A 15,424-nucleotide genomic window follows, 5' to 3' on the forward strand; every position below is an offset into this window, starting at 1 on the left:
GCCCAATGTTCAGCTCAAGGCCGATCTCTGGGATCATTTATTTCGCAGGTTATCGAAACAAATGTATTTTTTTGTTGACTCCGGACGATTGCCATCCTGTCGTAATAGATCCAGCCAGACCGTATATCTACCGCAATCGCCCGGCAATACTTGATCGGCTGGCCATCTTGTTTTTCCCGGTACTGAAACAATAGCACCTGCCAAATCAAACAATCCTGAAAAGGGTCATGAAACAGCCTTTCCCCTGCACTTTTTGTCTTGTATCCTTTTGTTGCTGCATATTGCGATACCTGCTTTACGGCCTCCGATCTCCCATTTAAAACGGCTACCGTATAAGATCCGTTTCTCGGTAACCCATATTTCAGTACCTGGCCATACACATCAAAATTTAACTCAAAACTATACTGCACCTTACTGTTTTTGGAGTTCATATAAATGTAATGCAGGTGATACCTGGGGATAGGCGTATAATGAATTGCTTCGTCTTCCGTTAAGCAACAGGCATCAAGATCATACAACACGGCCGTATTGAACCGTGCGTCCGCGCTGTGTTCAGCCAGGGAATTCTGTATGATTTTTGTCGCGCGGCGCTGTATATCAACAGGCAGTTTCTCAAATTCGGTAATAATTTCCGGGGGAGGGTGCTTTGATTTTTTTGGCTTCATCAATTAAATTTAGAATAAAACCGAGCTACTCCCTCAAATAATCCTCCCAGGGGCAGCATCAGCGATTTCGAACGGTTCATTGTACCCATCAATCATTCAGAATCTTTACTATATGTGAAGACTTTTTTATTTACATTTTATTCTGATAATCATTCGTTAAAGCCGTTCTCAGAAGTTATGGTTTCCCTATTTTTGGATCCTTGTTCAAAATTGACTTTTTAACCTTCAAAAACTAAATTTATGAAGACAAAACTACTCACCGTAGCCTTGCTGACATGCACGTATTTTTATTCGAACGCCCAGGTTGAAAAAGGGTCTACGCTTTTGGGTGGCCAGCTTGGCTTTACTACACAAGGCGACACATCCAGTAAAAACAACACCAATGGGCAGATCAATATCCGGGCGGGCAAAGCCTATAAGGATAATATGGTATTCGGCATCAGCCTGGGATATGCCGGTGCTAAGAATGAAATGAATCCCGATGTGAATGACCAAAAAAATACAAGTTATACAGCAGGCATTTTTAACCGGTGTTATAAAGAGCTGGGGCATGATTTCTACTTTTTCGGTGAAGCCGGCCTCGGTTATTCCTACGGAAAAACAACATGGACGGACAACCTGCCTTCTTCCCAAAAAAAACGCAGCCTAACCTCCTCTTCGGTAGGACTGGGAGTTACGCCGGGGATCGCATACCGGGTATTGGATCACCTACATATGGAGCTTCTCATTCCCTCGTTGTTAGCGGTCAATTACAGCAGCAATAAATTAAAATCGGAGGGAACAGAATCATATAAAAACCACACCTTCAGCTTTAATACCGCCTTCAACAGGAACCCGCTGGAATCTCTAGGTGTTGGATTCAGTCTTATTTTTTAAATCTGAAGCCAGTATCATGATTAAAAAAATAGTTACGCTCCTTTTGGTGTTGGTTTGCACTTCCGGGGCAGTCTTTTCCCAAATAGACAAAGGCGCTTTTTTAACCCGGTTCTCGGTAAACAACAATAAGGCGACACTCAATTATGAGGGTAACATAAATAACCATATAAAAGGTAATACATACGCGTTAGCTCCGGGATATGCGATCAAAAATAACCTGGTGCTGGGTTTATTCGGAGGATTGGGGCATTACAAAACTGAAACCATAAGCGCATTCACTACGGCGCAAACGAAATCAAAAAACTATGTTGCCGGGGCCTTTATAAAAATGTACCGCTCCCTGCCCAACCGGTTTTTTGTGTTCGGAGAAGCCAGCCTTTCCCATGCATGGAATGATGTGACCAGTCAACACCATTATCAGCCGGTCAATGGCCCCGAACAGGTCACTAACTACGCTGCAAAAGGGAACAACAGTAATGCCTCATTTAAGCCGGGAATCGCATACCAGGTGTTTTCCGGGCTTCAATTTGAATTGTTATTGCCCGATCTGCTAGTCGTTGGCTACAACCGGTCTAAAACGGAAAGCGAGGGCAAAACCAATACGGCGAAATCATGGAATGCGTTTACCGGCCTGGATAAACACCCCTTGAAACAATTGAGTTTTGGTGCCACCCTTTTGCTTTGATGAATCCGGTTGTAATCCTGCAGATTTCAAATGACCGGTATAATCAAATCTGCGCACCCATAATTTAAGCAGCCATTTTCCATAACCTTACCCGTACCTTTGCTCCTGATTTATGAAGGAGCAAAGGTTTATTCGTTTACTGATACTGGGTTTGCTATCTGCTATCGGTCCGTTTTCTATTGATATGTACCTCCCCGGCTTCCCGGATATTGCAAAAGACCTGCATACCAATGTAAGCAATGTTTCACTCACGCTTTCCGGTTTTTTCATTGGCATATCGATCGGCCAGCTGCTCTATGGCCCCCTTCTGGATAAATACGGCCGTAAAAAGCCCCTGTACTTTGGAATGGCCGTATATATATTAACGTCCTTTGGCTGTGCGATGGTCGGTTCTATCGAAATGCTGATTGCCCTGCGTTTTTTTCAGGCCATCGGCGGCTGTGTGGGCATGGTAGCCTCCCGGGCTATTGTAAGGGATCTTTTCGACGTAAGCGAAAACGCCAAAATATTCTCCCTGCTGATGCTGGTAGTAGGAGTATCCCCCATTATAGCCCCAACCGCAGGCGGATACCTTGCCGCGGCCTTCGGATGGCAGGCCATTTTCATCGTACTGGGCATCATCGGCACCGTTATCCTCTGCATGGTGGTATTCCTTTTGCCCGAATCAAAAAAGCCCGACCCCCACTACTCCCTTTATCCAAGGTCTATTCTTGGAAAATTCGGAATGGTGTTCCGGGAGCGGCAGTTTGTTACCTATGCCATTGCAGGATCGTTTACAGCCGCCGGGCTTTATGCGTATATCGCAGGTTCTCCCCATGTATTTATGGAGCTCTTTGGTGTAAGTGAAAAAGTGTATGGCTGGATCTTTACGATTGTAGCCGCTGGACTGGTAATGGCTACCCAGATCAATGCCCGCATCCTGCGAACATATTCCAGCGAATACATCATTCCCCGGGCCATCAGCTTTCAAACCCTTACCGGGATCCTGCTGCTGTCAGGGTTTGCGCTGAACTGGTGGGGATTGTACAGCAGCATTGTACTCTGTTGTATCTTCCTGGCCTGCCAGGGCTTTACTTTTCCCAATGCCTCTGCCCTGGCCATTGCTCCTTTTCATGAAAACGCAGGAAGCGCTTCCGCCCTTCTGGGTTGCATCCAGATGGCCGTGGGGGCTTTCAGCACAGTAATGGTGAGCTTATTTCACAACGAAACGGCGGTTCCGATGGGCGGAATCATGGCGTTTTGTGCCTTTACAGCGCTCTGTATCCTGCTTTTTGGCCGGCGGGCAATCCGGAAACGAAGGGAACCTATTGAATCACAAACAGTTGATATGCTTAAGCGCCTGTAAATAGCTTTCGAAGCAATATCTGCTCTTTTTTTTGGAAAATATTAATTTCCTTGCTACCTTTGCATCCCGATAATTAAAATCGGGACTAAAAATTTTGAGTTATGAGCAGCGCTATAGACTTTGTACACGAACAACTGACTCCCAAAAAGGCATTCCCCGCTTTTAAAGCCGGAGACAATATTACCGTTAATTATAAAATTATTGAAGGTAACAAGGAGCGGATCCAGTCTTTTAAAGGAGATGTGATTAAAAAACAGGGCAAAGGAAGCACTGCAACTTTTACTGTTCGGAAGATCTCTGACGGTATCGGTGTAGAAAGACTGTTCCCCTTCACTTCTCCTAACATTGAATCCATTGTTTTAAACAAAGTAGGCCAGGTGCGCCGTGCAAAACTGTTCTATCAAAGAGAGCGTTTTGGTAAAAGCGCCCGTATCCGCGAGAAGCGTATGGCTGTGGCTGACGTTAAGAAAGCTGAAAAAGCGTAAGCAATACCGCAATATAATATTCAGGATCCCGCCTTGGCGGGATTTTTTATGCCTGCTTTCCAGGCCTTCCAAACCGCTTTTTCTGCAAGCTGTTGTTTTTTATCCGTTTACACCGGATTCGCTCCTCCGATAAAAAATATCAAAATAATTCCGTCCTTTTTAAAACAATTGTATTTTTTTGGCGTAATAATCTTTGTAATCTTCAATCTTATATTTAATCGTTCAGATTACGATACAAAACGTATATTTGAACACTAATTTTTACAGATCATGGCAAATTTTCAATTATTGGGTGCTTTGGGAACCAACGAAATCATTATCATAATGGTTATTGTGCTGTTGTTATTCGGAGGCCGTAAAATTCCTGAATTGATGAGAGGTTTGGGTAAAGGAGTACGCGAATTCAATGACGCAAAAGACAATGTGAAGCGGGAGATCGAAGAGAGCGCCAATACGATTTCTTCTGAGCCGAAAAGAACTTCCCCCCAGGAATAAGACCTTTTTTAATATTTTCTATCTGACTACAAAAGCGATTTTCTTTTGCAGGACTTTATTTCTATTGCCCGGTACCAAACGCAACTGCAAAATGGTGAAACCACCTGTAAGGCTGCGGTTGAAACTTACCTGAAGAAGATTGAAGAAAGCAAACACCTCAATGCCTTTGTTGAAGTGTATGCCGCTGAGGCGCTGCAACGTGCATCCGAACTGGATCTGCTGCCGGCTCCTCAGGGGAGACTGCATGGAGTTGTGGTAGCCATCAAGGATGTGATCTGCCATAAGGGCCACGCCGTTACGGCGGCATCCCGGATACTGGAAGGATTCACTTCTGTATTCTCCGCTACAGCGGTAGAACGGCTGCTGGCGGAAGGTGCCATCATCATCGGAAGGGTCAACTGTGATGAGTTTGCGATGGGCTCCACCAATGAAAATTCGGCTTATGGAAAGGTTTTGAATGCAGCAGACGAAAGCCGTATCCCCGGCGGGTCTTCGGGCGGTTCGGCAGTAGCCGTACAGGCCGGGCTCTGCATGGCAGCATTGGGAAGCGATACGGGCGGTTCGGTACGGCAACCAGCCGACTTTTGTGGTATCATCGGGCTGAAGCCTACCTACGGACGGGTATCACGCTACGGTTTGATTGCCTATGCCTCTTCTTTTGACCAGATCGGCGTATTTGCCAAAAACATCCCGGACACTGCACTGATACTGGAGGTGATCGCCGGAGTCGACGACTATGATAGCACCGTTTCCCAAAAGCCGGTTCCTGCTTATTCCCAACAGCTTGAAAAAGACCGCCGGTATAAAATTGCCTATTTCCCCGAAGCCCTCGAGCACGAGAGCCTTGACCCGGAGATCGGCAATGCTATAAAAGGACGATTGCTGCAATGGGAGGCCGAAGGGCATATCGTAGCTCCGGTACATTTTAATTTGCTGGACTATATCGTTCCTACGTATTATGTGCTCACTACCGCTGAAGCATCTTCCAATCTCTCCCGGTTCGACGGTGTAAAGTACGGGCATCGCTCAACAGGAAGCGATCTTACCGAACTGGACGATTTTTATAAAAAAAACCGATCAGAAGGATTTGGCAAAGAAGTAAAAAGAAGAATCCTCCTGGGGAATTTTGTACTCAGTTCCGGCTATTACGATGCTTATTTCACCCAGGCACAAAAAGTCCGGCGCATTTTAACAAATAATTTACAACTGATTTTCAAGGAGTTCGACTTTATTTGTTTACCCACCTCCCCTTCAGTAGCCTTTAAGATTGGAGAAAAATCGAAGGACCCGATTGCAATGTATATTGCTGATATTTACACCGTTATGGCTAATCTTGCCGGCGTTCCGGCCATTTCGCTGCCACTGTTTACCCATCCAACCCAACAGATGCCTTTTGGCGTCCAGTTAATGGCAGCACCTTTTAATGAATTATCTTTGCTGTCTTTTAGCAACAATAATTTAGCTTCATAATCGTTATTTTAAAGCTTACACTCCAGACTGCGTTTTTTATAAACTTTCGATTATTAAAACACGACAGAAAAATAATGAGCAGGAATAAGGTAACTGTTTTTATAGGCAGCTCAATCATGTCGCTTTGTGCCTTCACATCGGCACATGCCCAGTTGAGCCCGGTAAAAGAAACAGCAGCAGTACCGGCAGCACCGGTTGAGCAGCTGGTAAAAGCCGATCCCAAAGCCGGATTTAAAGATCTTTTTGAAAATACCGAGCTCAAAGCAACCAGCTTTAAAGGCATTAAAACGGAACACCTCAATCCCAAGGCTATCAGTTTTGTGAAAGATTATATCGACCGCAATGCAAGAGAGCTGAATGAGCTGAAGACCTGGGCGCGTCCGTATTTTGATATGATGGACGATGTATTGTCGCAAAGCGGGATCCCTAAAGAATTAAAATACCTGGCGGTAATTGAGTCGCATTTACGCGCCAACCTGGTTTCCTGGGCCGGCGCCGTGGGCCCCTGGCAGTTTATGCCGGAAACCGCACGTGGGCTGGGCCTGAATGTTTCCCGCGGCCGTGATGAACGCACCGATTACCTGAAAAGCACCAGGGCCGCCAGCAAATACCTGAATTATCTCTTTAATATCTACAAAGACTGGTTACTGGTAGTGGCTGCCTATAACTGCGGTCCGGGCCGTGTAAACTCAGCCATTAATAAAGCCGGCAGCAATGATTTCTGGGACCTGCAATATTACCTGCCGGCCGAAAGCAGGAATCATGTAAAGAAATTTATTGCCACCCACTACATTATGGAAGGTCAGGGCGGCGTAACCACCGTTTCGAGAGACCAGGCACTGGCCATGATGAAAACCGTAAAGGATGAGGTTACCCAGCAAAATGTAAAGGTACAAACCATCAGCGGACGCTATAATGCTACTGCTATCGCCAAATATCTGGAGATGTCCCTTGCTGATTTTAATAAGCTAAACCCGAGCCTGGATAAGGTTTTGGCCTCCAATAGCACTTACCAGTTAAAGCTTCCGGAGGATAAGGTAAACCTCTTCCTTGAAAAAAAGAATGAAATGCTGAATGAATCCATTCAGATGCTGATTAATCCGGAATACAGGAATTGAGATTCGAATTGAGATTTGAGATTCGAGACATGATATTTGAAGCTGTCTCAAAAGTCCGAAACCGTCATTTCGACTGAAGCCAAGCAATCCCGATTGCTATCAGGAGGAGAAATCTCATTGCCTGGAAATGATGTATGGGAGATTTCCCGGCTTCACTACATGACGCTCGAAATGACAGACTTTTGAGACAGCCTCTTTTATTTAAGCAGCCCCCGGGTATTTTGTTTTACCACAGAACTTAGTTAATTTTAAAAACGGATCCTTAAACAGGTGCCTGTGAAACCTGCCTCCTGTTATCAAGACTGATGTCTGGGACCAATATTCAAAAATTAAATTCATGCTTATGAAACAACTGTTTCTATTCCTGGCAACCATATGTTGCACCCCGTTTGGTTTTTCCCAGGCCCGTTTAATGGAAAAGGTAGCCGCCAGTGACCAGGACGTAGTGATCCCCTACAGCCGCTATCAACTGCCCAACGGACTTACATTGATTGTTCATGAAGACCACAGTGATCCGCTGGTGCATGTAGACGTGACTTATCATGTGGGCTCGGCAAGGGAAGAGATCGGCAAATCGGGTTTTGCGCATTTCTTTGAACATATGATGTTCCAGGGATCGGATCATGTGGCCGATGAACAGCACTTTAAAATCATCACCGAAGCCGGCGGCACCCTCAACGGGACTACCAACCGCGACCGGACCAATTATTTTGAAACCGTTCCCAAGAACCAGCTGGAAAAAATGTTGTGGCTGGAAGCCGACCGGATGGGCTTTTTGCTGGATGCGGTCACCCAGCAAAAATTTGAGGTACAACGTGCCACGGTTAAAAATGAAAGAGGCCAGAACTATGACAACCAGCCTTACGGCCTTGTTTTTGAAAACTCCAGCAAGAACCTCTACCCCTATGGCCACCCCTATTCCTGGCTTACCATCGGCTATATCGATGACCTGAACCGGGGGAACGTAACCGATCTGAAAAATTTCTTTTTGCGCTGGTATGGCCCGAACAATGCGGTATTGACGGTTGGAGGAGATGTGCAAACCGCCGACGTGGTAAAGATGGTGGAGCAATATTTTGGCAGCATTCCTGCCGGACCGGCTGTAAAGAACATGGGACCGATGGTACCCTCCCTGGACAAGGACCGGTATGTGACCATGGTGGATCAATATGCCAAATTACCCCGCCTGCAGATCGTATACCCGGCTCCGGAAATGTATACGAAAGAAGAGGCCGCACTCGACTGCCTGGCTGAAATTATCGGACAGGGAAATAATTCGCTGCTCTATCAGAAACTGGTTAAAACCCAGCAGGCCTTAAGCGCCAGTGCCTACAATATGGGCGCAGAACTGGCGAGCGAATTCACCATCAGCCTTACCCCCGCAAAAGGCAAATCACTGAAGGATATGGACGAGGCCGTGAAGCAGGTATTTTTAGATTTTGAACAAAGGGGCGTTACCCAGGCGGATATTGATAAATTCAAAGCCGGAATTGAATCTCAAACGATTTACGGGCTGGAATCCGTGAGCGGAAAAGTGTCGCGCCTCGCTGCGTTTTACACGTTTACCGGCAACGCCAACTTCATTACCAAGTACCTGGAAAATTATCGCTCCATTACACCCGAAGCCGTTATGAACGCTTATCATAAATACATCAAAGGAAAAGGCGCCGTACGGCTGAGCGTAGCTACAAAGGACGCCCCTGCTAATATTGCCGGGGATTCTAAATATGAAATCGATAAAAGCGACTATACGGCTCCTGATTATGGTTACGCAGGGCTTACCTACAATAAGGCCAAAGACCATTTTGATCGCAGTATAATGCCTCCCGCAGGAAACGACCTCGCGGTGGCGGCTCCTGAATTCTGGAAAGCGCAAAAGAACGGCATCCAGTATATCGGAAGTCCGCTTAAAGAAATACCCGTTGTAAATATCATGATTGGCATTAAAGGTGGAAAACTGGCCGAGCCCGCCGAAAAAAGTGGTCTGGCAGCCTTATTCGCTGCCATGATGAATGAAGATACCAAAACCCGTTCGGCAGAAGACTTCAGCAAAGCGCTGGATCTGCTGGGCAGCAGCATTTCCGTAAGCCCCGCCATAGATGCCACCAATATTGTAGTACGCAGTCTTGAAAAGAACCTCAACAAAACGCTGGCGCTCCTGGAAGAACGTATCCTGCAACCGAAATTTACCGAAGCAGCATTTACCCGGATCAAAAACCAGTATATGGAAGGTTATAAGAACAACCTTACCCGGCCGGCAAGCGTAGCTACTTCTGTTTATAACAAATTGCTTTATGGCAACACGGCCTTTGGCAGGAATTTCTCCGGTACTGATCAGACACTTGCCGGCATTACATTGGCCGACGTTGAAAATTTCTATACACGGTGCTTCACCTCCGGGGACGCGGAAGTGGTTGTCATCGGCGACCTTACCCAACAGGAGATCCAAAACAAAACCGCTTTCCTGGCAAAGCTTCCTAAAACAGCGCCGGCAATCGGGCAGCTGCCCAGCTTTAAGCCCCAACCGGCTGCAGGCGGCAAACCCGTTCTTTACATGGTTGATTTTCCGAAGTCGGCCCAAACGGAATTCCGGATCGGAAACCGCACCGGTATGAAGTTTGACGGTATGGGCGACTATTATAAATCGGGTATCATGAACTACCCGCTGGGTGGTGTGTTTAACAGCCGGCTCAATCTTTACCTGAGAGAGGACAAAGGCTGGACCTATGGTGCCGGCTCCTATTTCAGCGGAAGCAAGTACACCGGCGCCTATACCTTCTATTCCGGTATCAAGGCTGCCGCTACTGATAGCGCATTGCACGATGTGCTCCGCATCATTAGCTCCTACAGGGATCAGGGCGCCACACAAGAGGAACTGAATTTTACCAAGAGCGCCAAATTGCAAAGCGAAGCCCGTAAATATGAAACCGGTTATCAGAAGGCCTACTATCTGAGCGACATCCTGGAGTATAACCTTCCCAATGACATCGCTGCAAAACAAACGGCCATTTTAAAGAACTTCAAACTGAAAGAACTGAACCGCCTTGCAAAATCAAAACTCGCCGGCCTGCCCAACCTGGTCATCCTGCTGGTGGGCGACCAAGCCTTATTGAGCGACCGGACCAAAGCGCAATTCCAGGTAGTGCTTTTAGACAAGGAAGGCAATCCTGTTCAGAAATAGTTGTATACCGGTTTTGACGGAGGCGCCGGGAATGGCAGGAAGTGGAATCAACATGGCTACAGCCCATCAAATGCACATATTCCAGCCGTTCCCCGCATCCCGATCATGCATTTCCTGCCGTTTTTATATCCTCATTAACAAAACGTGAAATGGCAATGTTTTATCTTAGGCTCCATTAAATCACCACAGCATGCTGGAGATCACATCGCTTACCAAGCGGTACAACTATCAGTTGATCCTCAACATTCCGTCCCTGCAGTTGCCTCAGGGCATCTACTGGTTAAAAGGAGAAAATGGCTCCGGCAAAACAACTTTTTTGAAAATGGCAGCGGCATTGATCCCCTTTGACGGATTCATTGCGGTTGATGGGATCTCACAAAAAACGGCACCGCTCCGTTACCGGCAACGCATCAGCTGGGCGGAAGCTGAGCCGCTGTACCCGGGCTTTTTAACCGGTAACGAGTTAATAGCACTTTATCAAAAGATCCGTGAATCGTCTCCGGAAGAGAGCGCTGCATTGGTGCGCCGGTTTGGTGCAACATCTTATATCCATAACCCCATAGCAACGTATTCTGCAGGCATGCTCAAAAAACTATCGCTGATCCTGGCCTTTACAGGGGCCTCTGAACTCAACCTGGTATTGCTGGATGAGCCCTTTATCACACTGGATGCGCAGGCCTGTAACCAGCTGGCACAATTGCTGCTGGAGCATCACCAGCAGGGACGCTCCATTATCCTGAGTTCGCACCAGGATCCGGGCCCGGATTTGTTGCCTTGCTGCAAGGAACTCGTTGTTGACAATAAAACAGTTCGCTGTTGAGCCCCTTCTTCCGCATATGTCATCAATCTTTTGTAAAACCCTTCTACCGGGAAAATGCGGGCACCTTTGTGTTTATTTTTACCATGTTCTTTTTTGTGGTGGGAACGGTGGACGGTGCCGGGCTTTTTAAATATCATTACGGACTGATCAAAGCCTTATTGAGCATTCCTTCTTTCCTGGCGGCAGCGTTGCTGCTATGGGCCCTTTATGCGCGCAAATGCGCCGTATTTATAACGCAGCTGCTGCAACAGCCCCCTTACCGGTTCCTCTCTGTGCTCCGGAGCCTGCCCCGGCGAAGGCTGTACACACTCTTTGCCCTTACCGATTTCATCCTGCTGCTACCATTGATCTTTTACCTGGTGTTGGTGATCACAGAAGGAATTTACCTACACCGCCTGACCGCAACAATAATTGTAACGGCGTTGCTGGCCGGTTGCTGCATCCTGCTTCCGGCCTGGCACGTATATGTATTGAACCATCCCGAAAGAGCAGTGCTTAACATGACACTGGCAGGTCCTGTGCGTAACCCTGTTCTTTTTTATTCGGGCATACTCATCCGCTCGGCCCAGCAAACACAGAAACTTGCCTGGCTGGGCATCAAGCTGTATACCTGTACTGTTTTATATTTCACAACTGTAAACAACCAGCTGGCGCCCGACGATCTGCAACTCGCTTTTCTGCTTTTTAGTTTTGGCATCCTCGCCAACGGCGTTTTTATAAACCGGCTTCGCCGGTACGAGGATCAGTACCTTTCTTTTTACAGGGGGCTTCCGGTACCTGTTGCAAGCTGGTTGATCGCTTATGCGATATATTGCTTTGTGCTGGTGCTTCCGGAAATGCTGCTGCTGGTATTTCTGTCAACCCGGTACATCAGCGGCCGTACTGCTGTTTCCTTTGGATGCTATGCCTTTTCCACCATGCTGCTGCTGCTGAGTATCAGCTTTGTAAGGAAAATGACCCTGAAACACCTGGTAACCATCTTATTACTGTTGTTTTTCTCCGGGTATTTTATCCTTATGCTCAGCAGTATCGCGGCAATCAGCCTCCTGTTTCTCTCCTGCGCTATTGTTCTTTTTATGACCCGCTATTACCAATCGGAAATAACGGCATCCTGAGTCCTCCCTTAGTCGGGCCGGCATCGTAAAGTGGATGCCCCGGCCCTGTTTTGTCGCAACAATTGCCGCGTTGGTCTACGTTGCGCCCCAACCCGCTTACCGCCGGTCTACTTTTGTTTTGCAATGCTGCCGGCACCGTTCAACATTCCGGCAGCCTTTATCCACGATTAAAACAAAAGTTATGTTCATTACATTTTTTATCATCAGCCGCGTACTTCTGATCGCCTGCTTTGTACTGATCCTTGGTTATATTTTCGGATCCTTTGCCAGCAACAAAACACTGGCCCGTCTTACTAAAATAGCAGCAGTACTCCTGCTGGCAGGCTTTATTGCCTCGCATATTTTTATTTTCCGGTTCCGGCAGGGCTACTCGCGTTTCAGCGATCAACAATGCTGGAGCCATCAGCAGGCAGACTCTATCCAATACAAAAGCAACAAGGCTCCTTAACGGGAGCCTCTTTCCCCCCTTACAGGAATCCCTGTGTCAATAGGCACCAATATGCTCCTGCTCTTTAAATACCCCTTAAAGCAAGGGCCGTTTTCACCATCTTCAAACAACCCATACCATGAAATATTTTTTACTACTGATATTCTTTTTTGAGTTTAGTTCCGCTGCATTCGCTCAAAACAATACAAGACCCGGATCTATTCCCGCCAGCGGCCACCTATACGGGAAGGTAACAGATGAAAACGATGCGGGCCTGGCCCATGCGTCTGTAATGCTGATGACCCTGCAGCCCGATTCTGCCCGGAACCGCCGCCCGGAACGGCTGATAAAAGCCACGGTGAGCAAGGCAAACGGCGAGTTCAGTTTAGAAAACCTGCCTGCCGGAGGCGCCATGCAGCTGCTCATTACCGCGATTGGCTATAAAACCTTCAAGCAACCGTTTTCCTTTATACCCAAAGGCCCTACAGGCATGCGGTCAGCAGCAGCTCCCCCACAAAAAAATAATGGTGGTGCACAGGGCTTTATCAACCCGTTTGATAAAGATATCGGAAATATAAAACTGTTTAAAGAAGTGAAGAACCTGCAAACTGTAACCGTAACTTCGGCGGCTCCCTTGCTCAAATTGGATACCGACAAAAAAGTATTCCAGGTGAGCCGGAATATTACGGCAGCCGGCGGCACGGCTGTGGAAGTACTGCGCAACGTACCATCCGTACAGGTTGATGTGGATGGCAATGTGCGGGTACGCAATGCCACCCCGCAGATCTATCTGAACGGGCGGCCTTCCGCACTCCTTCCGGACCAGGTGCCTGCATCGGAAATAGAACAGGTTGAGGTAATAACCAACCCTTCTGCAAAATACGATGCCTCCGGTGGCCATGCGGGCATTATCAACCTTGTACTTAAAAAAAATAAAGCCACCGGGTATAACGGCATGCTGAGCGCCGGCGCAGACAGCAGGGGCGGCTTCAATGCCGGAGGCAACTTTAATGTCAAAACCGGAAAGTTTAACTTCAGCCTCTCGGCCTTTACCAACCAGATCCGGAACCGGACAACCGGAAGCACACAGCGAATGACCCGGGCAGATACAGCACTTTCAGTGTCCCAAACGAATCTCAATAAAACAACAGGAGGTTTTACATTTGGGAAACTGGGCATTGACTACTTCATTACCAATCGCACCACACTGTCTTTTACCGCCACCCAAACCTATGGGCAATTTAAACCCGCCGAAACGATTGATATACGCGTGGATACCCTGTTTGACACCGGCATTAAAAGTTTTACCGGTAGCCGTTATGCCAGCGGTAACCGGAAAATCACCGGATCCAGTTTCCAGTTAAGTGCCAAGCATAATTTTCCCCGGCCCGGTCGGGAATGGACCGCAGACATCACCTATTCTACAAGAAACGTAGACGGTACCGGTTTTATCGATACCTACCCGCATCCTTCTACATGGGAACTGTTGCAACAAAAAAACAACATGAAGGCCCGGGTAAAATTGCTGGTTGCACAAACCGATTATATAAATCCGGTATCCGCCGGTTTTAAACTGGAAACCGGTATACGGATGCAACTCAACCCCATCACCAACGACAACGAAAATTTCATCCGGATCCCTCCCGGGGATTTTGAAAAAATTGATGCCGCAACAACCCTCTTTAAGACACACAACACCGTATATGCCGCCTATGCAAATGCATCCGGACAGCTTAATCAGCAACTACATTACCAGCTTGGACTAAGAGCAGAAAGTTCAAAACTCACGGGAGCGCAAACCCATACCGGAGATGTATTTAAGACCGAATACCCCATCAGTCTTTTTCCCTCCCTGTTCTTAAATATGAACCTGAAAAAAGAGCAGCAGTTGCAGTTCAGCGCTACACGAAAGATCAACCGGCCTTCGTTTTACCAGCTGACTCCTTATACAGATTATACCGACGAGCTAAATATCACCCGGGGCAACCCGGGGTTGACCCCCGAATTCATAACGAGTACGGAACTCTCCTATATCAAAAAGGTCAATGAAAAGAACACGGTACTGGCATCTGTATATTATAAGTACATCAGTCATCTTATCGCCCGGTACCTGATTGCGGGAGAAAACCCGTTAACAGGGAAAGCTACATTGATCAGCACCTTTGTCAATACCGGTGCCGGCGAACGGTACGGAGCAGAACTGACATCGGTAAACACCCTTCAAACATGGTGGGAGCTTACCACCAATATCAATCTTTACCGGTCGGGCATCCGCAGCACCGATCGCAACCCGATGCCTCAAACCCGTTTGTGGAGCCTGTTTGCAAAAATGAATCACAATTTTAACCTGCCGGCCGGGTTTACGATCCAGCTGGCAGCAGATTACCAGGGAAAGACCAACCTTCCGGTAAACACCAATGAGGGTTTCGGGCCGCCTTCTCAGGCACAAACAGCCGCACAGGGCTATATAAAGGCGTTCTATGGGATTGATATGGCCATCAAAAAAGCCTTTCTTAAAAACAACGCCGCATCGGTAAGTATCAGCGTCAGCGACCTTTTCCGGAGCCGCAGATCAATGGTTTACGCTGAGGGCCCCGGATTTACACAATACTCCAACCGGCTCAATAACCCACAGCTCTTCCGTTTAAATCTCAGCTACCGGTTTGGCAAGACGGACCCTGCTGTTTTTAAAAGGAAAAACATGAAAGCACAAAATGAAGGCACCATACAGGACCTGTAAAA

13 protein-coding genes are annotated in these 15,424 nt (G+C 47.3%); 12 read left to right on the top strand and 1 reads right to left on the bottom strand.

Going from position 1 to position 15,424, the window contains the following annotated elements:
• Window positions 1-14: 14 nt before the first annotated feature.
• Window positions 15-665, bottom strand: a complete 651-nt coding sequence (locus tag LL912_RS08680) for a hypothetical protein (protein ID WP_235553189.1) — start codon at window positions 663-665, stop codon at window positions 15-17.
• A 240-nt stretch (window positions 666-905) separates the two neighbouring features.
• Between LL912_RS08680 and LL912_RS08685 the strand changes: the two genes are divergently transcribed.
• From LL912_RS08685 to LL912_RS08740, 12 genes are all read left to right on the top strand, one after another.
• A complete protein-coding gene (locus LL912_RS08685; RefSeq protein WP_235553190.1) occupies window positions 906-1,541 on the top strand; it encodes an outer membrane beta-barrel protein in 636 nt (211 codons plus the stop codon).
• 16 nt (window positions 1,542-1,557) lie between these two features.
• On the top strand, window positions 1,558-2,226 hold the full coding sequence (locus LL912_RS08690; protein ID WP_235553191.1) for a hypothetical protein: 669 nt from the start codon (window positions 1,558-1,560) through the stop codon (window positions 2,224-2,226).
• Window positions 2,227-2,338: 112 nt separating this feature from the next.
• On the top strand, window positions 2,339-3,571 hold the full coding sequence (locus LL912_RS08695; RefSeq protein ID WP_235553192.1) for a multidrug effflux MFS transporter: 1,233 nt from the start codon (window positions 2,339-2,341) through the stop codon (window positions 3,569-3,571).
• A gap of 101 nt (window positions 3,572-3,672) precedes the next feature.
• Entirely contained in the window at window positions 3,673-4,056 is a 384-nt protein-coding gene (rplS, locus tag LL912_RS08700) for a 50S ribosomal protein L19 (RefSeq protein ID WP_235553193.1), read from the top strand.
• Between the two features lie 270 nt (window positions 4,057-4,326).
• Window positions 4,327-4,551, top strand: a complete 225-nt coding sequence (locus LL912_RS08705) for a Sec-independent protein translocase subunit TatA/TatB (protein WP_235553194.1) — start codon at window positions 4,327-4,329, stop codon at window positions 4,549-4,551.
• Window positions 4,552-4,596: 45 nt separating this feature from the next.
• A complete protein-coding gene (gene gatA / locus LL912_RS08710) occupies window positions 4,597-6,021 on the top strand; it encodes an Asp-tRNA(Asn)/Glu-tRNA(Gln) amidotransferase subunit GatA (RefSeq protein ID WP_235553195.1) in 1,425 nt (474 codons plus the stop codon).
• 74 nt (window positions 6,022-6,095) lie between these two features.
• Window positions 6,096-7,139 (top strand): lytic transglycosylase domain-containing protein, encoded by a 1,044-nt coding sequence (locus LL912_RS08715; protein ID WP_235553196.1) that lies wholly within the window; start codon window positions 6,096-6,098, stop codon window positions 7,137-7,139.
• 343 nt (window positions 7,140-7,482) lie between these two features.
• A complete protein-coding gene (locus LL912_RS08720; RefSeq protein WP_235553197.1) occupies window positions 7,483-10,320 on the top strand; it encodes a M16 family metallopeptidase in 2,838 nt (945 codons plus the stop codon).
• Window positions 10,321-10,510: 190 nt separating this feature from the next.
• Window positions 10,511-11,140 (top strand): ABC transporter ATP-binding protein, encoded by a 630-nt coding sequence (locus LL912_RS08725; RefSeq protein ID WP_235553198.1) that lies wholly within the window; start codon window positions 10,511-10,513, stop codon window positions 11,138-11,140.
• Window positions 11,137-12,255 (top strand): hypothetical protein, encoded by a 1,119-nt coding sequence (locus LL912_RS08730; protein WP_235553199.1) that lies wholly within the window; start codon window positions 11,137-11,139, stop codon window positions 12,253-12,255. The genes LL912_RS08725 and LL912_RS08730 overlap by 4 nt, the downstream gene beginning before the upstream one ends.
• A gap of 181 nt (window positions 12,256-12,436) precedes the next feature.
• Window positions 12,437-12,703, top strand: a complete 267-nt coding sequence (locus LL912_RS08735; RefSeq protein WP_235553200.1) for a hypothetical protein — start codon at window positions 12,437-12,439, stop codon at window positions 12,701-12,703.
• A gap of 118 nt (window positions 12,704-12,821) precedes the next feature.
• The gene (locus LL912_RS08740; protein ID WP_235553201.1) at window positions 12,822-15,422 is read left to right on the top strand and encodes a TonB-dependent receptor; all 2,601 of its coding nucleotides are present in this window, start codon (window positions 12,822-12,824) and stop codon (window positions 15,420-15,422) included.
• The last annotated feature ends 2 nt before the right edge of the window (window positions 15,423-15,424 follow it).

Source organism: Niabella agricola (assembly GCF_021538615.1).
In the GTDB taxonomy this organism is placed as follows: Bacteria; Bacteroidota; Bacteroidia; order Chitinophagales; family Chitinophagaceae; genus Niabella; species Niabella agricola.